This is a genomic window from Nocardia sp. NPDC127579 (assembly GCF_042672005.1).
In the GTDB taxonomy this organism is placed as follows: domain Bacteria; phylum Actinomycetota; class Actinomycetes; order Mycobacteriales; family Mycobacteriaceae; genus Nocardia.
Genome location: NZ_JBHXVZ010000001.1, coordinates 1707585 through 1730948 on the forward strand (window position 1 = coordinate 1707585; position 23364 = coordinate 1730948).

The 23364-nt window shown below is 71.9% G+C and carries 2 protein-coding genes; both read left to right on the forward strand.

Translation table 11 applies throughout. The features are described from left to right. The first annotated feature begins 82 nt into the window (after positions 1-82). The gene (locus tag ACFVMC_RS07445) at positions 83-23149 is read left to right on the forward strand and encodes a non-ribosomal peptide synthase/polyketide synthase (RefSeq protein ID WP_379207722.1); all 23067 of its coding nucleotides are present in this window, start codon (positions 83-85) and stop codon (positions 23147-23149) included. Next, the gene (locus ACFVMC_RS07450) at positions 23146-23364 is read left to right on the forward strand and encodes an MbtH family protein (protein ID WP_379207724.1); all 219 of its coding nucleotides are present in this window, start codon (positions 23146-23148) and stop codon (positions 23362-23364) included. Before ACFVMC_RS07445 ends, ACFVMC_RS07450 begins: the two co-directional genes overlap by 4 nt.

Sequence of the window (23364 nt, forward strand, 5' to 3'; positions counted from 1 at the left end):
ACTCCCATCAGACGGTTGCAGGGTAGTTGCTGCATGCCCGAATGATTTTCAGAGTCTTTCCCTCGGCGATTGGAGAGTTGTGATGACGGCGTTGGCCTCGGAGCCCGCAGGTCCAGACGCACCGAACACAGCTTCCGCTTTTCCGTTGTCAGAGGCGCAGATTGGGATCTGGAACGCGCAGCACATCGCTCCGGACGTGCCACTGACGGTCGCGCAGTACGTCGAAATCCACGGTGCGTTCGACACATCCGTCCTCGACCGGGCCATGCGCCTGTGCGCTGAAGATTTGCAGAGTCTCGGGCTGCGGATCGTGGAGGTGGCCGGGGCACCGCAGCAATTCATCGATGTCAATGGGGCTTTCGAGATCGATCGGCACGACTTCCGCGCCTGCGACGCGCCCCGCGACGCCGCGATCACCTGGATGCGCCGCGATGTCGAGGTGCCGATTCCGGTCACCGGCGAACAGCTGTTCACCGTGGCCGTGCTGCGCGTCGGCGACGAGGAGTATCTCTGGTACGCCAAGATGCACCACATCGCGATCGACGGGTACGGCGCGATGCTGCTCGTCGCGCGCATCGCGGAGCATTACACCGCCATTGTCGAGGGGCGCGCGCCGAGCCCGTCGGCGGCGCGCGAGCTGCGCTCGATCTACGAGGCCGAGACCGCCTACCGCACCTCGGCGGCGTTCGACGAGGACCGCGAGTACTGGCGCCGTCAGCTGGACGCCATCGACGAGGTGTTCACCCTCAGCGACCGGAGCGGGCCCGCCGGCGCGCGGCGCTGGATCGAAAGCGGCATTCTCACCGCGGCGGTCGTGCAGCGACTGGACTCGGTGCGGGAGCGGTTCACCGCGTCACGCCCGGCGCTGCTGACCGCAGGCATCGCCGCCTACCTCGGCGCGGTCACCGGTCGCGCGGAGGTCACGCTGAGCCTGCCGGTGACCGCGCGCACCACCCCGGATCTGCAGATGTCGGCGGGCTATGTGTCCAATGTCGTTCCGCTGCATATCGAGGTCGGCCGCGACGGCACCATCGCCGACCTGGTCGCGCGGGTGGATCCGAGCATCCGAGGCGCGCTGCGCCACCAGCGCTACCGGCACGAGGACATGCGCCGCGACCGCGGCGTTGCGGGCGAGCACCGGGACTTCTTCGGTCCGGTGGTCAATATCATGTTGTTCCACAACGGGATTCGCTTCGGCCACGCCGACGCGACCATGCACCTGCTCTCCACCGGCCCGGTGGAGGACCTGTCGATCAATATCTACAACGGGGCCGGGGGCGGCGAACTGCGCGTCGACTTCATCGGCAATCCGGCCCGCTACACCGCCGACGAACTGCATGCCCACCACCGCCGCTTCCTCGACTTCCTCTCCGAATTCCTGCTCGCCGCAGCGGAATCGAAGATCGACCAGCTGAACGTGCTCGATGCCGCCGAGCGTGCGCTCGTGCTGCGGGACTGGGCGCTGACTCCGGCGGTCGCCACCGCGCCGACTGCCACCCTGCCCGAGCTGTTCGGCCGGACGGTGGCGGCGCACCCCACCGCGACCGCCGTCACCGGCAACGGCGTCACCCTCACCTACGGTGAGCTCGCCGTACGCGCGAATCGACTTGCGCGCGAACTCATTCGGCGCGGGGTAGGACCCGAGATGCTGGTAGCGATCGCACTGCCGCGTTCACCCGAACTCGTGGTGGCACTGCTCGCGGTGCTCGAGGCGGGCGGCGGCTATCTGCCCATCGACCCGGACTATCCCGCCGACCGCGTCGCCTACATGCTGGCCGACGCCCGCCCGGCCTGCGCCATCACCTCGGCCGCGCTCGGGCTGACGCTGCCCGCTGAATTGCCGGTGATCGATCTCGACACCGCCGCGTTCGAGACCGGCGCGGCGGAGCCCATCACCGCCGCCGATCGACTCGCGCCGCTGACCCCGGGCAATATCGCCTACGTCATCTACACCTCCGGCTCCACCGGCCGCCCCAAGGGCGTGCAGATCCCGCACGCCAATGTGGCCACATTGTTCGCCAATACCGACGCGGCCTTCGGCTTCGACCATCGCGACGTGTGGACGCTGTTCCACTCCTACGCCTTCGACTTCTCGGTGTGGGAGCTGTGGGGTCCGCTGCTGTACGGCGGCACCCTGGTCGTGGTCGACTACGAGACCTCGCGCTCGCCGGAGCTGCTGCTGGCGCTGCTGCGTCGGGAGCGGGTGACGGTGCTGAATCAGACGCCGTCGGCGTTCTATCAGCTCATCGACGCCGAGCGCACCGACCCGGTGCCCGACGCGACGCCACTTGCCCTGCGCTACATCGTCTTCGGCGGTGAGGCGCTGGACCCGCGCCGCCTGGCACCGTGGTTCGAGCGGCACGCGGATACCGCGCCACGCCTGATCAACATGTACGGCATCACCGAGACCACCGTGCATGTCACGCACCGGATCCTGGACCGGGCCGCGGCCCGCGGCGGTGGCGGCGGTATCGGCCGGGCGATTCCGGGCCTGGGCCTGTACCTGCTGGATTCGCGGCTGCGGCCGGCCCCGATCGGCGTCACCGCGGAGCTCTATGTCTGTGGCGCACAGCTCGCGCGCGGCTACCTCGGCCGGCCCGCGCTGACCTCGGCGCGCTTCGTGGCCGACCCGTTCGGGGCGCCCGGCGCCCGCCTGTATCGCTCCGGCGATCTCGCGCGCTGGACCGTTGCCGGTGAGCTGGAATACCTGGGCCGCGCCGACGACCAGGTGAAGGTGCGCGGCTTCCGAATCGAGCTCGGCGAGATCGAGGCACGGGTGCTGGCGCAGCGGCAGGTGCGCCAGGCCGCGGTGGTGGTCCGCCAGGACGAGGCGGGCGAAACCAGCATCGCCGCCTACCTGGTGCCCGAACACGGTGTGGTGCTGGATATTCCGGCGCTGCGCACGGCGCTGGCGGAGCAGCTGCCGGACTACATGGTGCCCGCCGCCCTGATGCCGATCGACGCGATTCCGTTGACCGCCAACGGAAAACTGGATCGCCGGGCGCTGCCCGAACCGGTGGCGGCCACGGTGGTCTACCGCGCGCCGGTGACACCGGCGGAGCGTGTGGTGGCGACCGTGCTGGCCGAACTGCTCGAGCTGGACCGGGTCGGCCTGGACGACGGCTTCTTCGCGCTCGGCGGCAATTCGCTGAGCGCGACCCGAGTGGCCGCACGGGTGGGCGCGGAACTCGGTGTCACCGTGCCGGTCCGGGTGGTGCTGGAGGAGACGACCGTCGCGGGCCTGGCCGCGCGGGTGGCCGGGCTGCGTCCCGCCGGGGAGCACGGCGCGCTGCGGGCCCGGCCGCGTCCGGAGCGGATCCCGCTCTCGCCCGCGCAGCAGCGGCTCTGGTTCATCAATCGTTTCGACCGCGATGCCTACACCTACAACATCCCGTTCGCGGTGCGAATGCGCGGCGAGCTGGACGTGGCCGCGCTGCGCGCCGCGATCGCGGACCTGATCGCGCGGCACGAGCCGCTGCGCACCGTCTATCCCGACGGGGCGGCCGGGCCGCACCAGGTGATCCGACCGGCGGACGACGCACCGCCACTGCCCGTGCACGAGGTGTCCGCGGCCGAACTTACGGCCCGCCTGCGCGACGTCGCCGCCCGCGGCTTCGAGCTCACCGACGAGACCGCGCTGCGCATGGAACTGTTCCGGGTCGGTCCGCGCGAGCATGTGCTGGCGGTGGTTATCCATCACATCGCGGCCGACGGCTGGTCGCTCGCGCCGCTGTTCGCCGATCTGTCCCGCGCCTACGGCGCGCGGGTCGCCGGCAGCGCACCGGGGTGGCAGCCGCTGCCGGTGCAGTACGCCGACTACAGCCTCTGGCTCGACGAACTGCTCGGTGACACCGCCGACGCCGCGAGCCCGGCGGCAGCGCAGCTGGCGTACTGGCGCGCCCAGCTGGCCGATCTGCCCGATGAGCTGTCGCTGCCGTACGACCGCAAACGCCCTGCGGTGCAGTCGTTCCGGGGCGCGAAGGTGGAGGTGGCGATCGGGGCCACCGTGCACGGCGGCCTGCTGCGGGTGGCTCGCGCGGCGGACGCGACCCTGTTCATGGCGGTGCACACCGCGTTCGCCGTGCTGCTGGCCCGGTTGTCCGGCGGTGGCGATATCGCCGTCGGCACGCCGGTGGCCGGACGCGGTGAGCGCGAATTGGACGCGCTGATCGGCATGTTCGTGAACACCGTCGTGTTCCGGGCGCGGATCGAGCTCGGCGCGTCCTTCGAAGCGCTGCTGGCGCGGCAGCGGGGCACCGATCTGGCTGCCTTCGCACACGCGCAGGTGCCGTTCGAACGACTGGTGGAAGACCTGAACCCGGTGCGCTCGACCGCGCGGCATCCCCTGGTGCAGGTGGGCTTTTCGTTCCAGAATCTGGGCCGGATCGAGGTGGAGCTGCCCGGGCTCACGGTGTCGGGCAGCGAGATCGAGACCGGGGTATCGCAGTTCGATCTGCAACTCGTGCTCACAGATCACTACGACGCCACCGGCGAGCCCGCCGGGATCACCGGCCATTTCGTCTACGCGACAGACCTTTTCGACGCGGCGACGGTCGCCGGTTTCGCCGATCGGCTGCGCTGGCTGCTGGCCGACGCGGCCGCGCGGCCACACCTGCCGATCGGCGATCTCGACCTGCTCGCGCCCGCCGAGCGCACCCGGATCCTGCACGGCTGGAACGACACCCACCATGTCATCGAGGCGCGGCGCACCCTGGCCGCGCTGTTCGCGGCCCAGGCCGCGCGCACGCCCGCGGCGACCGCGCTGGTCGTGGACTCCGGCGCCGGGACCGAGCCGGAAATCCTGAGCTACCGCGAGTTCTCCGAGCGGGTCAACCGGCTGGCGCGCCGCCTGATCGCGCTGGGGGTCGGGCCCGAGACCCGGGTGGCGCTGGCGCTGCGCCGCTCGACCGAACTGCTGGTCGGCATGTACGCGGTGACCGTGGCGGGCGGCGCGTATGTGCCGCTGGACCCCGATCAGCCCGCGGGCCGCCTGGAATACATTCTCGAGACCGCCGCGCCGCGCTGCGTCCTGAGCACCCGGGCCGATGCCGCCGGGCTGCCCGGCACCGCCACCGTGCTCGAGCTCGACGGGCTCGACCTGTCGGCGCTGCCGTCGTATCCCGTGCTCGACGGCGAACGGCTCGCGCCGCTGGACCCGCGGCACACCGCCTACGTCATCTTCACCTCCGGCTCGACCGGGCAGCCCAAGGGCGTGGCCGTGCCACACCAGGCTGTGGTGAACCAATTGCTCTGGAAGCAGGAGCATTTCGGGCTCGGCGACGAGGACAGCGTACTGCTGAAGACGGCTGCCACCTTCGACCTCTCGGTGTGGGAGTTCTACTCCGGGATGCTGGCGGGCGGGCGGACCGTGCTCGCCGCACCGGACGGCCACCGCGATCCGGCGTATCTGCGCGCGCTGATCGCCGGCACCGGCGTCTCGGTGCTGCACCTGGTGCCGTCCATGCTCGCGGCGCTGACCGCCGATCCGCACCCGGACCTGCCCGCCTCGGTGCGGCTGGTGCTGGCCATCGGCGAGGCGCTGCCCGCCGCGGTGGCGCAGCGCGTCCGGCACGCGAATCCGCGGGTGCGGCTGTGGAATCTGTACGGCCCCACCGAAGCCGCGGTGTCGGTGACCGCGCACCAGGTGGACGCGGCCGATACCGAGGCGGTGCCGATCGGGCAGCCGGTGTGGAACACCCGCGCCTACGTGCTCGACGCCCGGCTGCGGCCGGTCGCCCCGGGTGTGGTGGGTGAGCTGTATCTGGCCGGAAACCAGTTGGCGCACGGCTATTTCGGTCGGACCGGGCTCACGGCCGAGCGATTCGTGCCGGACCCGTTCGCGGTGGCGGGCGAGCGCATGTACCGCACCGGCGATCTCGCGGCCTGGAATCCGCTGGGCGAGTTGGAATATCACGGCCGCACCGATTTCCAGGTCAAGATCCGGGGGTTCCGGATCGAGCTCGGTGATATCGAGGCGGCGCTGCTCGCGCACGACGATATCGAGGCGGCCGTGGTCGTCGCCCGCCCCGATGCCCGCGGCGATGATCAGCTGGTGGCCTATGTGGCGCCCACGGGCCGCCGGGTGCTGGCGCCGGAGGACGTGCGCGCCGGGCTGGCCGCGACGCTGCCCGCGTACATGCTGCCCGCGGCGCTGCTGGTGCTGCCCGAGCTGCCGATGACCGCCACCGGCAAGGTCGATCGCCGGGCGCTGCCCGAGCCGGTGTTCGCGGCCGCGCGGTTCCGCGCGCCGGTCACCCGGGTGGAGTGCGCGGTGGCGGAGGTCTTCGTCGAACTGCTCGAGGTCGAGCGGGTCGGGCTCGACGACGACTTCTTCGCGCGCGGCGGCAATTCCCTGCTCGCGACCCGGGTGGCTGGGCGGCTGGGCACGGCGCTGGACACGGTGGTGGAGGTGCGCGCGCTGTTCGACGCGCCCACCGTGGCGGCCCTGGCCGCGCGCCTGGAACGGTCGGCGGGTACGGGTGGGCGTCCGGAGCTGGCGGCGATGGCGCGCCCCGCGCGGGTACCGCTGTCCGCCGCGCAGTCGCGGCTGTGGTTCCTGAATCGCTTCGACGTCGATTCGGGGGCCTACAACATCGCGGTCGCGCTGCGGATGTCGGGCCGGTTGGACGAGCCGGCCCTGGAGCGTGCGCTGTCGGATCTCGTTGCGCGGCACGAGATTCTGCACACGGTATTCCCCGAGGACGAGCAGGGCCCGCATCAGCTGGTGCGGGCCGGGGCGGTCGCGCCGTTCGCGCGGATCGTCGCGCGGCCCGACTCGGTGGACGCCGACATTCTCGATTTCGCCGGTGGCGGTTTCGATCTCACGGCCGAGCTGCCGATCCGGGCCGCACTGCTGCGGCTCGGGGCCGAGGAGGCAGTGCTGGTCGTGGTGATCCACCACATCGCCGCGGACGGCTGGTCGCTCACGCCGCTGGCCGCGGATCTGCACACCGCCTACGCGGCGCGGGTCGGCGGGCATCCGCCGCGCTGGACCGAATTGCCGGTGCAATATGCGGATTTCACGGTGTGGCAGCAGGATCTGCTCGGCAGCGCGGACGACCCGGACAGCGCCGCGTCCCGCCAGCTCGCCTATTGGCGGGACCGGCTGGCGGAGCTGCCCGAATGCCTGGCCCTGCCCACCGACCATCCGCGCCCGGCGGTGGCGTCCCAGCGTGGGGCGCGGATCGACACCCGGCTCGATGCCGCGCTGCACGCGCAGGTGACAGAGCTGGCCCGCCGGCACGGCGTGAGCGTCTTCATGGTGCTGCACGCCGCCCTGGCGATCGTGCTCGCCCGGCTGGCCGCCACCGACGACGTGGCTGTCGGCACCCCGGTGGCCGGGCGCGGCGATCCGCGCCTGGACGATCTGATCGGCATGTTCGTCGGCACCCTGGTGCTGCGCACCGAGATCGATGCCTCGGTGTCCTTCGCCGAGTTGCTGCGGACGGTGCGCGATACCGATCTGGACGCGTTTGCCCACGCTGAGCTGCCGTTCGAGCGCCTGGTCGAGGAACTGGACCCGGTGCGCTCGACGGCACATCACCCGCTGTTCCAGGTCATGCTGTCGGTGCACAGCGCGGTGCCGGAAGCGGTGGAGCTGCCGGGTCTGCGCTCGACGGCCACGGCCGTCGAAACCGGTGCGGCCCGATGGGATCTCCAGTTCACCATGGTCGAGAAGCAGGTGGCGCCGGCCGATCCGGCGGGCATCGAGATCGGCCTGACCTACGCCACCGACCTGTTCGAGGCGGACTCGGCGCGTTTCCTGCTCGAGCGGTTCACCCGGGTGCTCACCGCCGCGACGGCCGATCCCACGGTCGCGGTGGGCGATCTTCCGCTGCTGCGCCGCGACGAGATGGCCGATCTGACGCCCGCGCGTGGGGCCGCGCCGGTACCCGCGCTGACCCTGGCCGAACTGTTCGCCGCCGCCGCGCGCCGGAATCCGGACACTGCCGCGGTCCGGTTCGGTGGCCGCGACCTGAGCTACGCGGAGCTGGACCGCAGGTCCAGCCGCCTGGCCCGCCTGTTGATCGCACACGGTGCGGGTCCGGAAACAATGGTGGCGCTCGGGATTCCGCGCTCGATCGATTCGGTGTGCGCCATCGCCGCGGTGGCCAAGACCGGCGCGGCGTTCCTGCCGGTCGATCCCGCGTATCCGGCGCAGCGCAAACAGCACATGCTGGCCGATTCCGGCACCCCGCTCGGACTCACCGTCGCCGCCGCCCGCCCGGATCTTCCGGACGACGGCGTGCGGTGGCTGGTGCTCGACGACCCGCAGTGCGTCGCTACGCTGGCGGAGCTGGCCGACGACCCGGTCGATGACGCGGAACGTACCGCGCCGCCGCGGATCTCGCACACCGCGTATGTCATCTACACCTCCGGTTCGACGGGCACGCCCAAGGGCGTCACGGTCACGCACGCGGGCATCGCGAATTTCGCGCACACCATGGCCGAACGCTTCGGCATCGACAGCGGCTCGCGCACACTGCATTTCGCCTCACCGAGTTTCGACGCCTCGGTGCTGGAACTGCTGCTGGCCTGGGGGACCGGAGCGACCATGGTGATCGCGCCGCCGCAGCTCTACGGCGGCGACGAGCTGGCCGAACTGATCGACCGCGACGCGGTCAGCCACGCGTTCCTGACCCCGGCCGCGCTCGCCACGCTGGACGCGGATCGCTGGCCGCTGCCGCGGCTGCGCGCCCTGATCGTCGGTGGTGACGCCCTCGGTGCGGACCTGCTCGCCCGCTGGGCCCCGGGCCGCACCTTCTTCAATGCCTACGGCCCGTCCGAGGCGACGATCGCCGCGGCCGTGTCCTATCCGCTCGCGCCGCAGCAGCCGGTGGTGCTCGGCGGCCCGATCCACGGTGCGGGTCTGGCCGTGCTGGATCGCCGGCTGCGGCCGGTGCCGCTCGGCGTGGTCGGCGAGCTGTATCTCAGCGGCCCCGGGCTGGCCCGCGGCTACCTGGATCGGCCCGGCCTGTCGGCGGCGCGGTTCGTCGCCGATCCGCACGGCGCGGCCGGAACGCGGATGTATCGCACCGGTGACCTGGTGCGCTGGACCCGAGCCGGTGAGCTGGTCTTCGTCGGCCGCGGCGACGATCAGGTCAAGGTGCGTGGTTTCCGGATCGAGCTCGGCGAGATCACCGCCGCTGTCGCCGGCTGTGCCGGAGTGGAATTCGCGCACACCGAGGTGCGCCCGGATGCGGCCGGACGCGCGCGGATCGTGAGCTACGTCCGCGGCGCGGCCACCGGCGACGCGATCCGCGAACACGTCGCCGCCCGGCTGCCCGGTTACATGGTGCCCGCCGCGGTCGTCGTCCTGGCCGCGATTCCGGTGGCGCCGAGCGGCAAACTGGACCGCCGGGCGCTGCCGGAACCGGTGTGGGACGTCACCGTCGGCGGCCGGGCACCCCAGACGCCGGCCGAGACCATGGTGGCCGCGCAGATGGCGCGTGTGCTCGGTCTGCCCGCCGTGTACGCCGATCAGAGTTTCTTCGATCTGGGTGGCACCTCGCTGTCGGCGACCCAGCTGGTCTCGCGGATCGCGGCGGCGTGCGGGCATCGGCTCGCCGTGCGTGAGGTCTTCGAACAGCCCACCGCCGCGGGGCTCGCCATCCTGGTGGATGCTGCTGTGGCACAGCCGGATTCGACCCGTCCGCGCCTGCGTGCGGGCGACCGCCCGGCCCGGGTGCCGCTGTCGGCCACCCAGCGTCGCCTGTGGTTCCTCAATCAGCTCGACACCGCCTCCGGCGCGTACAACATCCCGGTATCGGTGCGATTGCGCGGCACACTCGACGAAGCCGCACTGCAGTCCGCGCTCACAGATGTCCTTGCCCGCCACGAGATCCTGCGTACCTGCTATCCCCAGGACGAGCAGGGGCCACACCAGGTGGTGCTGCCCGTCGCGGCCGCGCCGCTCACCCGGATAGCGGCGGGCGCGGACCAGCGCCGCAGTGCCGCCGCGGGTTTCGACCTGACCACCGACCTGCCGCTGCGCGCCGAGCTGCTGTGCACCGGCGACGCGGAATACACCCTGGTGCTGGTCGTTCACCACATCGCGATGGACGGCGGCTCGCTGGCGCCGCTCGCCGCCGATCTCACCACCGCCTACGCGGCGCGACTGGCCGGGCACGCGCCGGACTGGCCCGACCCGCCGGTGCAGTACGCGGATTTCGCGCTCTGGCACGAGGATCTGCTCGGTCACGTCGACGATCCGGACAGCCTGGCCGCCCGCCAGCTGCGGTACTGGCGTACCCGGCTCGCCGGTGCTCCGGATTGCCTCGAACTGCCCGCCGACCGGCCCCGGCCCGCCGTCGCCTCGCAGCGCGGAGCCTCGGTGCGCGCCCGGGTGGAGCCCGAATTGCGCGCGGCTGTCGCCACATTGGCGCGTCGCCACGATGTCAGCGAGTTCATGGTGCTGCACGCGGTGCTGGCCGTGCTGCTGGCCCGCCTCGGCGATACCGCCGACGTGGTGATCGGCACCGTGGTCGCGGGACGTACCGAAGCCGAGCTGGACGCGTCGATCGGCGCGTTCGTCGAGACGGTCGTGTTGCGCACCCCGGTCGAGCGGGCGCGCTCGTTCGCCGATCTGCTGGCCGCGGTCCGCGATGGCGACCTCGACGCGTTCGCGCACGCCGACCTGTCGTTCGAGCGGCTGGTGGAGGCGCTGAATCCGGCGCGCTCCACCGCGCACCACCCGCTGTTCCAGGTGAGCCTGTCGCTGGACAGCTTCGGTGCGACCACGGTGCGCCTGCCCGGCCTGGACGTGACCGTCGACCGGATCGACCCCGCGGCAGCGAAATTCGATCTGCAATTCGCCTTCACCGCTCCGGCGGGCCCCTCCGGTGGTCTGGAGCTGTGCCTGACCTACGCCACCGATCTGTTCGAGATGAGCACGGCGGCCGACCTGAGCCGCCGGTTCCTGCGGCTGCTGGCGGCGGCGGTCGCCGCTCCCGGGCGCGCGGTGGGCGATCTCGACCTGCTGGCTCCGGCGGAGGCGCGGGCGTTGACGCCGGTGCGCGGCCCGGCCGCCCCGGACGCGCTCACCCTGCCGGAGATCTTCGCGGCTACCCGCCCGGATCCGGAACACCCTGCGGTGGTGACGGATTCGCGATCGGTGAGCTACCGCGAACTCGACGAATGGTCGAATCGCCTGGGTCGCGCCCTGATCGCGCTCGGCGCGGGGCCGGGCACGGTGGTCGCGCTCGGCCTGGCCCGCTCGCTGGAGTCGGTGGTGGCTACCCTGGCGGTCGCCAAGACCGGCGCCGCCTATCTGCCGGTGGACGTGCGGCATCCGATCGATCGGATCCGGCACATGCTCACCGATTCCGGCGCCCGGCTCGGCCTGAGCACCGCCGCGGACCGGGACCGGCTGCCCGTCGACAGCGCGGTGCGCTGGTGCCGGATCGATGAGCTCGGCGCGACGGAATCCGGTGCGCCGATCGAGGATTCGGACCGGCTGCGGCCCATGCGGGTCGACGACATCGCCTATGTCATCTACACCTCCGGGTCCACCGGCGTGCCCAAGGGCGTCGCGGTGCCGCACCGCGGTCTGGCCGGGTTCGCCTACGAGCAGCGCGACCGGTACAGCATCGAAGCCGCTTCGCGCACACTGCATTTCGCTTCGCCGAGCTTCGACGCCTCGGTGCTGGAACTGCTGCTGGCCTGGTCGGCGGGCGCCACCATGGTGGTGGCGGACGCGGACATCTACGGCGGCGACGAACTCGCGGCCCGGCTGGAGCAGGCGGCGGTCACCCACGCGTTCCTCACTCCGGCCGCGCTGGCCAGCATCGATGCCGAGCGCTGGCCGCTGCCGCGGCTGCGCCGGCTGATGGTGGGCGGTGAAGCGGTCGGCGCCGACCTGGTCGCGCGCTGGGCGGCGACGCGCACCATGTTCAACGCCTACGGGCCCTCGGAAGCCACGGTGGCCCCGGTTCTTTCGGACGCGCTCGCGCCGGATCAGCCCGTGCTGCTCGGCGGGCCGATTCGCGGTGTCGCCGTGGCGGTGCTCGATGCCCGGTTGCGGCCGGTGCCGGTGGGCGTCCCGGGTGAGCTGTATGTGGCGGGCGCGGGCCTGGCGCGCGGCTATGTGGACCGCTTCGGGCTCACCGCCGAACGATTCGTGGCGAATCCGTACGCCGCCGTGCCGGGCGAGCGGATGTATCGCACCGGTGACGTGGTGCGCTGGAACGGCGCTGGTGCGCTGGTCTTCGTCGGCCGCGGTGACGACCAGGTGAAGATCCGCGGTTTCCGGATCGAGCTGGGTGAGGTCAGCGCGGCGGCGGCCGAGTTGCCGGGAATCCGGTTCGCGCACACCGAGATCCGCCAGGACGAGGCCGGGACCCCGCGCATCGTCGGCTATGTGGTGCCCGAGGACGCCGTGGCACCGGATCGCGACGCGGTGCGCGCCGGGCTGGCCGGGCGACTGCCGGGCTACATGGTGCCCTCGGCGATCGTGGTGCTGGCCGCGATCCCGCTCTCGCCCAGCGGCAAACTGGATCGGCGGGCGCTGCCGGATCCCGACTGGTCGGTGACCCGGGGTGGCCGGGAGCCACAGACGGCCAGCGAAGTCCTGGTGGCCTCGGTCATGGCCGAGATCGTCGGCCGGGACCGGATCGGCGCCGATCACGACTTCTTCGACCTGGGCGGCACCTCGCTGTCGGCCACCCGTCTGGTGGCCGAGCTGGCCGCCCGGGCCGGTCGCCAGTTCTCGGTGCGCGCGGTGTTCGAGCATCCGACGCCCGAGGAACTCGCCCGTGTGCTGGATAAGGCTTTGGCACAACAGGAGTCGAATCTGCCCGAGTTGCGTGCGGGCCGCCGCCCGGACCGGGTCGCGCTGGCCCCGGCCCAGCAGCGCCTGTGGTTCCTCAATCGATTCGACACCGATTCCGGCGCGTACAACATTCCGCTCGCGCTGCGCCTGCGTGGCGACCTGGACGTCGACGCGCTCACCGCGGCCCTGCACGACCTGCTCGCCCGGCACGAGGTGCTGCGGACCGTGTTCCCGCAGGACGGTCAGGGACCGCACCAGGTAGTGCTACCGGTCGACGCCGCGCGGTGCGCGCTGCCCGTCACCAGCCTGTCCGAGGACGAGGCGAGCGTTCGGCTAGGGACGCTCGCCTCGTCGGGATTCGATCTGACCGCCGCGCCGCCGCTGCGCGCGGAACTGCTGCGGTTGGCCGCCGACGAGCACCTGCTGGTCGTGGTGGTGCACCACATCGCCGCCGACGGGGCGTCGATCGCGCCGCTGGCCGCCGACCTGGCCACCGCCTATGCCGCGCGCAGGCAGGGCGCCGGCCCGCGGTGGACCGAATTGCCGGTCCAGTACGCCGATTTCAGTCTGTGGCAGCGGGAGCTGCTCGGTGACGAAGCCGATCCCGAAAGCCTGGCGGCACGCCAATTGCGGTACTGGACCACGCATCTGGCGGATCTGCCGCAGTGCCTGGAGTTACCCGCCGATCGACCGCGCCCGGCGGTGCCGTCCCAGCGCGGCGAGTCGGTGACCGCCCGGCTCGAGGCGGCCTCGCACGCTGCCCTGCTCCGGCTGGCGCGCGAGCACGACGCCAGCCTGTTCATGGTGTTGCACGCCGTGCTCGCGACCCTGCTCGGCCGGGTCACCGGCACCGGCGACATCGCGGTCGGCACCCCGATCTCCGGGCGCGCCGACGCCCGGCTGCACCCGCTGATCGGCATGTTCGCGGGCACCCTGGTGCTGCGCACCCGGCTGGATCGGGCCCGCTCGTTCACCGAGCTGCTGGCGGCGGTGCGTGAGGACGATCTGGACGCGTTCGCGCACGCCGACCTCCCGTTCGAACGGCTGGTGGAGGCGCTGGATCCGGCGCGCTCCACCGCGCACCACCCGCTGTTCCAGGTGATGCTCTCGGTGCACGACACCGCGCCCGCGCCGCCGCGCCTGGACCAGGTCGAGGTGGCGGTCGAGGAGCCGGCCACCGTCGTGGCCAAGTTCGATCTCCAGTTCACTTTCACCGAATCGCGTACCGCACAGGGTGATCCGGATGGGGTGGACATCTGCCTGACCTACGCGACCGACCTGTTCGACGCCGCGACGGCCGAGGGGCTCCGCGCCCGCTTCGTCCGGCTGCTCGCCGCCGTGACCAGCCGCCCGCACGCCCGGATCGGCGATATCGATCTGCTTTCGGTGCCCGAACGAGCCGCGCTGGCGCCCGCCCGCGGCCTGGACGGCCCGGTACCGGCGACCCTGCCGGAACTGTTCACCGCGGCCGCGTCCGAACGGGACCGGATCGCGGTACGGGCCCCCGGCGGCACCGTTACCTACGGTGAACTGGACGAACGGTCCACCCGGGTGGCGCGGGCCCTGATCGCCCGCGGTCTGGGCCCCGGCGACTTCGTCGCGCTGGCCCTGCCGCGGTCGATCGAGTCGGTGCTGGCGACGGTGGCCGTGGCCAAGACCGGCGCGGCGTTCGTGCCGATCGACCTGCGCTACCCGGCCGACCGCATCCGCCACATGGTCGCCGATTCCGGTGCGCGCGTGTGCATCACGCGCAACGCCACCGACGCGCTGCCGCCGGAACTGCGTCAGCTCGAGCTGGCGGAGCTGGAACAGGGCGCCGCGCCGATCACCGGGTCGCGGCCGCCGGTCATCGACGACATCGCCTATGTCATCTACACCTCGGGATCGACCGGTACGCCCAAGGGCGTCGCGGTCACCCATCGCGGGCTGACCAGCTTCGCGGCGGAACAGCGCGTTCGCTATGCCGTGGATTCCGACTGTCGCGCACTGCATTTCGCGTCGCCGAGTTTCGACGCCGCGGTGCTCGAGCTGCTGCTGGCCTGGTGCGCGGGCGCGACCCTGGTGGTCGCCGGGCCGCAGGTGTACGGCGGCGACGAACTGGCCGAGCTGCTCGATCGCGAGCGGGTCAGCCACGCGTTCATCACGCCCGCGGCCCTGGCTACCATCGACACCACCCGCTGGCCGCTGCCCGCGCTGCGGCATCTCGCGGTCGGCGGCGAGGCGGTGGCCACCGACCTGGTGGCGCGCTGGGCGCCGAACCGCGCCCTCTACATCGGGTACGGGCCCACCGAGACCACCATCATGAGCACGATCTCCGATCCGATGCCGGTCACCGGGCCGGTGGTGATCGGCGGCCCGATCCGTGGGACCGCGGTCGCGGTGCTCGACGAACGGCTGCAACCGGTGCCGCCGGGTGTCGCCGGTGACCTCTACATCGCCGGTGCGGGTCTGGCGCGCGGCTACCACCGCAGGCCCGGTCTCACCGCCGAGCGGTTCGTGGCCAACCCCTTCGCCACGGCCCCGGGCGAGCGCATGTACCGGTCCGGTGATGTGGTGCGCTGGAACGAATTCGGCGAGATCGTCTTCGTCGGCCGCAGCGACGACCAGGTCAAGCTGCGCGGCTTCCGCATCGAACTCGGCGAGATCACCGCGGTGGTCGGCGAACTCGACGGCGTCCGGCTCGCACACACCGAGGTGCGCGTGGACGGCGCGGGACACCAGGCCGTGGTCTGCTACGTGGTGCCCTGGGAGAGCGCGGTGCTCGATCCCGCCGCGCTGCACACGGCGGCCGCCGAACGCCTGCCGCTGCACATGGTGCCCTCGGCCTTCGTACCGCTGGCCGCGATGCCGTTGTCGCCCAACGGGAAGATCGATCGCCGGGCACTGCCCGAACCCACCTGGACCGCCGCGAGCGCCGGTCGCGCACCAGCCACCGCGAACGAGCGGCTGGTCGCCGAGGTGATGGCGGATCTGCTCGGCCTCGACGAGGTCGGCGCCGAGCACGGGTTCTTCGAACTCGGCGGCAATTCGCTCTCGGCGACGCAGCTGGTCGCCCGGATCGCGGCGGCCTCCGGACAGCAGCTGGCCGTGCGTGCGATCTTCGACCATCCGACGCCCGCGGGCCTGGCGGCCCTGCTGGATCGAGCCGATCCGCGCGACGCCGACCGGCCGGTGCTGGGATCCGGACAGCGACCTGCCCGGGTGCCGCTGTCGGTGGCCCAGCAGCGCCTGTGGTTCCTCAACCGTTTCGATCCGGGCTCGGCGCTCTACAACATCCCGGTCGCGCTGCGGCTGACCGGCCACCTGGACGTGGCCGCGCTGCGGCAGGCGCTGCTGGACGTGGTCGCGCGGCACGAGGTGCTGCGCACCCTGTTCCCCGAGGACCCGCAGGGCCCGCATCAGGTGGTGGTGCCGGACGCAGAGGCCGCGGTGCCGTTCACCCGCATCGTCTCCGGCGCCGCCACGCTGTTCGACGATGTGATCGACCTGACGCGTGCGGGTTTCGACCTCGCGGTCGAGCTGCCGATCCGGGCCGCGCTGCTGCGGGTCGGACTCGACGAGCACGTGCTGGTCGTGATCATCCATCACATCGCCGCCGACGGCTGGTCGCTGACCCCGCTGGCCGGTGACCTCGTCACGGCCTACGAAGCCCGCCGGGGCGGTGCGGCGCCGGGGTGGCGGCCGCTGGCCGTGCAGTACGCGGATTTCAGTGTGTGGCAACGAGATCTGCTCGGCGACGAATCCGACCCCGACAGCCGGGCCGCCCGCCAGCTGCGGTTCTGGACCGAGCACCTGGCCGGGCTGCCGGAATGCCTGGAACTGCCCGCGGACCGGCCACGCCCGCTGGTGGCCACGCATCGGGGCGCCTCGATCGCGACCCGGATCGATGCGGGAACCCATGCGCGCCTGGTGGATACGGCCCGGGCCGGCGACGCCAGCGTGTTCATGGTGCTGCACGCCGCCCTGGCGGTCTTGATCGCCCGCACCAGCGGCTCCGACGACATCGCCATCGGAACCGCGGTCGCCGGTCGCGGCGAGGCGGCGCTGGACAATCTGATCGGCATGTTCGTCAGCACGCTGGTGCTGCGGACCCGGGTCGAGAGCGCCGCGTCCTTCGCGAGCGTGCTCGCCGCGGTGCGCGACAGCGATCTGGATGCCTTCGCCCACGCCGAATTGCCGTTCGAGCGGCTGGTCGAGGTGCTCAACCCGGTCCGCTCGACCGCGCACCACCCGCTGTTCCAGGTGAGCCTGTCGCTGACCAATATGGGCGTGCCCACGGTGCGGCTGCGCGATGTGGCGGTCGCGGGCGTGCCGGTCGAACCGGATCTGGTGAAGTGCGATCTCCAGTTCACCTTCAATGAAACACACACCGCCGCAGGCGATCCGGACGGTATCGAGCTGAGCCTGGGCTACGCCACCGACCTGTTCGACAGCGCCACCGCCGAGCGGATCGGCCAGCGCTATGTCCGCCTGCTCACGGCGGTACTGGCCGATCCCTACACCGCGGTCGGCGATGTCGACCTGCTCAGCGCCTGGGAGCGTTCGGTATTCGTGCCCGCGCGCGGTGCGCGGGCCGCCGCGCCGGTCCCACTGCCGGAGCTGTTCGCCCGGGCGGTGGAGCCCGCGCATCCGGCGCTGGTCACCGAATCACGCACGCTCACCTACGGTGAGCTCGACGCCTGGTCGAATCGATTGGCGCACCGGCTGCTCGCGCACGGCGCGGGACCCGGCGAGGTGGTCGCGCTGGCTTCGGCGCGCGCGCTGGAGTCGGTGCTCGGCGCGCTGGCCATCGCCAAGACCGGCGCGGCCTTCCTGCCGGTCGACCTGCGGCACCCGGTGGACCGGATCCGGCACATGCTGACCGACTCCGCCGTGCGCCTGGGCCTGACCGGCGTCGGCGCGGACGCGCTGCCCGGCGCCCTCGACGGCGAATGGCTGCCGGTCGACGCGGCCGCGGACTGGCCGCCGACACCGGTGACGCCACCGCGGCCGATCCGCGTCGACGACCTCGCGTACCTGATCTACACCTCCGGATCCACCGGCCTGCCCAAGGGCGTCGCCGTCACCCACCGCGGCCTGTTCAATTGCGCCGAGGTACAGCGGGTTCGCTTCGGCGTGGACCGCGACGCGCGCACCATGCACCTGGCCTCGCCCAGCTTCGACGTGGCCGTGCTCGAACTGCTGCTGGCCTGGGGCGGCGGCGCCACCATGGTGATCGTGCCGACCGAGGTCTACGGCGGTGACGCGCTGGCCGAGCTGATCGAGGCGCAGCGGGCCACCCACGTGGTGATCACCCCCGCGGCGCTGGCCAGCATGGACGCCGACCGGCACCCGCTGACCGGGGTACGCACCATGATCGTCGGCGGTGAAGCGTTCGACCGGGAGCTGGTGGAGCGCTGGGGCCGCGGCCGCGCCATGATCAATGGCTACGGCCCGTCCGAGGCGACGATCAGCACCACCTTCTCCGAGGCGATGCATCCCGATCGCCCGATCGCGCTCGGCCGTCCGATGCGCGGCATGACCACGGTGGTGCTGGATCACCGCCTGCGGCCGGTGCCGCCCGGCGTGGTCGGTGAGCTGTACATCGGCGGCATCGGCATCGCGCGGGGCTACCACCGCAGGCCCGGACTGACCGCGCAGCGTTTCGTGGCCGACCCGATCGAAGGCGGCGCGGCGCGGCTGTATCGCACCGGTGACCTGGTGCGCTGGAACGCCGAGGGCGAACTGGTCTTCGTCGGCCGGGCCGACGATCAGGTGAAGGTGCGCGGATTCCGCGTCGAGCTGGGCGAGATCACCGCGGTGCTGGCCGCCGAACCGGGAGTCCGGTTCGCGCACACCGAGGTTCGCCCCGATGACGGCGGCCGGGCGCAGATCGTCTGCTATGTCGCGGCGGCCACCGGCCACACGCTGCACACGCCCGCGCTGCGGGCCGCCGCCGCGCGGTTGCTTCCGGCGCACATGGTGCCCGCGGCCTTCCTGGTGCTGGACTCGATTCCATTGACCCCCAACGGAAAACTCGACCGCCGCGCGCTGCCGGAACCTGACTGGGCGCCCAGCGACACCGGTCGCGCACCGGTCACGGCCAGCGAGATCCTGGTGGCCACGGCCATGGCCGAGGTGGTCGGGCGCGAGCGAGTCTGCGCCGACCACAGCTTCTTCGAGCTGGGCGGTACCTCGCTGTCGGCGACCCAGCTGGTGGCCCGGATCGCCGCCGCCTCCGGCTGCCGCCTGGAGGTCCGGGCGGTCTTCGAGCATCCGACGCCGCAGGCCCTGGGCGACGTGCTCGATCGGCTGCTGCGCGCGGGCGGAGCCGACCGCACCGCGCTGGCGGCGCGCCCGCGCCCCGCGCGGATTCCGCTCTCGCCCGCGCAGCAGCGGCTGTGGCTGCTCAATCGATTCGACACCGCGTCCGGCGGTTACAACATCCCGGTGGTGCTGCGCTTGCGCGGCGCGCTGGACACCGCCGCGCTGGTGCGGGCGGTCGCGGATGTGGTGGCGCGCCACGAGGTGCTGCACACCGTGTTCCCGGCCGACGCGGACGGACCGCACCAGGTGATCGTCCCCGCCGCCGATCCGGCCCTGCCGGTCCCGGTGCAGGACATCGCCGCCGATGCGGTGGCCGAGTTCGTCCGAACCTTCACCGGTACGGGTTTCGATGTGACACAGCAGATTCCGGTGCGGGCGCGGCTGCTGCGGATCGATCCGTCCGAACATGTGCTGGTGCTGGTGCTGCACCACATCGCCGCCGACGGCGCGTCCGCCGCGCCGCTGGCCGCCGATCTGGCCGCCGCCTACGCCGCGCGCAGCACGGGCGCACCGCCGCGCTGGGCGCCACTGCCCGTGCAGTACGCCGACTTCAGCCTGTGGCAGCACGAAACCCTGGGCGCGGACGAGGATCCCGACAGCCCGGCCGCGCGCCAGCTGTCGTACTGGACCGACAAGCTGGCCGGTACCCCCGATTGCCTCACCCTGCCCTACGACCGGCCGCGTCCGCCGGTGCCCTCCCGGCACGGCGCGACCGTCACCGCGACCATCGGCGCGGACCTGCACGACGAGCTCACCGAGCTGGCCCGCGGTCGCGGCGTCAGCCTGTTCATGGTGCTGCACGCCGCGCTCGCGGTGCTGCTGGGCCGGCTCGGCGGCACCGGCGATGTCACGGTCGGCACGCCGATCGGCGGCCGGGTCGATCCGCAGTTGGACGCGCTGATCGGCATGTTCGTCGGGACACTGGTGCTGCGCACCCGGGTCAGCGGCGACCGTACCTTCGTCGAATTCCTCGATACCGTGCGCGAAACCGACCTGGATGCCTTCGCGCACGCCGACATTCCCTTCGAACGGCTGGTGGAGGCACTGTCCCCGGTGCGTTCGGCCGCGCACCACCCGCTGTTCCAGGTCATGCTGTCGGTGCACAACGCGACGCCGGAACTGCCGCCGCTGCCTGGCGTCTCGGTGCTGGCCGAGGACCCGGGCTTCGAGGTGGCGAAGTTCGACCTGCAGTTCACCATCGCCGAATCCCATACGGCGGACGGAGTTCCGGCGGGTCTGCGGCTGGACCTTACTTATGCGACCGATCTGCTCGACGCGCCGAGCGCCGAGCGACTGTGCCGCCGATTCGTCCGGGTGCTCACCACGCTCATCACCGAACCCGACACCGCGGTGGGCGATGTCGAGCTGCTCGATCCGGTCGAGACCTTCGAGCTGGTGCCGGCCCGCGGCGCGGATTCGGTGGGTGCGCGCACGTTCCCGGAGGTCTTCGCCTCGGCCGTGGCCCGGACCGAGAACACCGTCGCGGTGTGCGACCACGAGGTCCAGATGAGCTACGCGCAGCTCGATCGGGCCACCAACCGGCTGGCCCGCGCCTTGATCGCGCGCGGCATAGGCCCGGAAGCCTATGTGGCGCTGGGTATTCCACGTTCGGTCGGATCCGTGCAGGCCATGCTCGCGGTGCTCAAGACCGGCGCGGCGTTCGTGCCGGTCGACCCGGCCTACCCGGGCGCGCGTAAACAGCACATGCTGGCCGACTCGGGCGCCCGGCTCGGTCTCACCATCACCCGCTGCCGCCGCGATCTGCCCGATGTCCCGCCCTGGCTGGTGCTCGACGATCCGCAGTTCGCCGCCGAGGTGCGGGCGCAGTCCGCCGCCCCGCTCACCGACGCCGAACGCGGCGGCCTGCGCCTGGCCAATCCGGCCTATCTGATCTACACCTCCGGATCCACCGGTCTGCCCAAGGGCGTGAGCGTCACGCACGCGGGCCTGGCCGACTTCGCCGCCGAACTCGCCGCCCGCGGCGGCGTCACCGCGCAGTCGCGTGTATTGCATTTCGCGTCACCGAGTTTCGACGCGGCGATCCTGGAACTGCTGCTGGCGCTCGGCTCGGCGGTGCCGCTCGTGCTGGCCGATCCGCTGATCTACGGTGGCGCGGAACTGCGCGAACTGCTGCGCACGGAGCGGATCACGCACGCGTTCATCACCCCGGCCGCGCTGGCGACGGTCGACCCGGAGGGACTCGACGACCTGGAAATGATCATGGTCGGCGGCGACCGGACCGGACCGGAACTGGTGCGCCGCTGGACCGAGGGCGCGCCACGACGCACCATGCTCAATGCCTACGGCCCCTCCGAGGCAACAGTGGCGGCCTCGATCAGTGCGCCGCTGCGGGTGGACAGCCCGGTCACCATCGGCGGTCCGCTGCGTGGCTTCGCGCTCACCGTGCTCGACGCCAGGCTGCGGCCGGTGCCGCTGGGCGTGCCGGGTGAGCTGTATCTGGCCGGTCCCGCCCTGGCCCGCGGCTACCATCGCCGACCCGGGCTGACGGCGGAACGGTTCGTGGCCAACCCGTTCGGGACGGCGGGGGAGCGGATGTACCGGACCGGTGACCTGGTCCGGTGGACCACCCGGTCCGGCCGCCGGGAACTGGAATACCTCGGCCGCTCCGACGACCAGGTGAAGGTGCGCGGCTTCCGCATCGAGTTCGGCGAGATCGACGCCGCGCTCGTCGCGCATCCCGAGATCGCCGCAGCGATTACGATCGGACACGAAATGCCCAGCGGCGCCACGATTCTGGCGTCATATGTGCGGTGCGTGCCCGGCGCCGCACCCAGCGCCGCCGACCTGCGCGCGCACGTCGCCGCCCGGGTGCCCGTCTATATGGTGCCGCAGGCGATCACCATGCTCGACGTCCTGCCGCTCACCCCCGCGGGCAAACTGGACCGGGCCGCGCTGCCCGAACCGGTCCTGCTGGCGGCCGCTGCCTACCGGGCACCGGGTACAGCACTGGAAGCGCTGGTATGTCGGGCGTTCGGGACGGTGCTCGGCCTGGAGTCGGTGGGCGCGGACGACAATTTCTTCGAACTCGGCGGAAACTCGCTGCTGGCAACCCGTTTGGTGGCCGCGCTGCGCGACGAGCACGCGGTCGAGGTGCCCATGCAGGCCCTGTTCCTGGACCCGACCCCGGCGGGCATCGCCTTCCGCGCGGGCGCACCGGGCGCGGGCGCGGCCGACACCATCGCGGCCGCGCTGGACCCGTTGCTGCCGATCCGCAACAGCGGCAGTCTGCCGCCGCTGTTCTGCGTGCACTCGGTCAGCGGTGTGGCCTGGAGCTACACCGGTCTGCTGCCGCATCTCGGCCCGGACCGGCCCGTATACGGCCTGCAACTGCCGCATCTCACCGAGGACGGCCACGAGCTCGACTCGATCGAGCAACTGGCGCAGCGCTATATCCGCGAGATGCGGTCGGTGCAGCCGGTGGGTCCCTACCACCTGCTCGGCTGGTCGCTGGGCGGACTGATCGCCTATGAGATCGCGACCAGTCTGGTGGCGGCCGGGGAGCGGGTCGAGCTGCTCGCGCTGCTGGACAGCCGCATCCTCGCCGACGAACCGGAATCACCGGAGGTGAGCGCCGGGGAGTTGCTGGCGGCGCTGCTGGGCGACGCCGGCCTGGCCGGGCAGGACATCACCGCCGAGCGGGCGGCCGAACTGCTGCACGAGCGCCAGGGTCCGTTCGGTGCGCTGGACGCGGCGCACGTGGAGCGGCTGTACGCGGGTTACCAGGCCGGGGCCACCATGGGCTATCGGTTCCGGCCCGCCGCCTACCCGGGCGACATGCTGTATTTCACGGCGGCGGAGGACTATCCGGACGACGACGACCCGGCCATGTCGATCAGCGGCGCGGATCCGTGGCGGCTGTTCGTCCAGGGTGAGGTGCGCGACTACCCGATCGCGTGCACGCACGTCGACATGGGCGCACCGACCGGATTGGACGCGATCGGGCCGATCCTGCGCGAGCACTTGGACGCGTCCGACGAGACCTCCCGGCTGGTATCCAACGATGCCGGTCGCCAGCACGGCCGAGCAGCAGAAGCGGAAGGGGACAGGCGATGAGCACGACCAACCCGTTCGACGACGAGGCGGGCCGGTACCTGGTACTGGTCAATGCTGAAGGCCAGCACTCGCTGTGGCCGGACTTCGCGGAGGTGCCCGACGGCTGGCAGAGCGTCTACGCGGGCGATCGGGCGGACTGCCTGTGCTACGTCGAGCGCAACTGGGCCGATATGCGCCCGAACAGCCTGATCCGCGCGATGGACCGGGCACGGTAG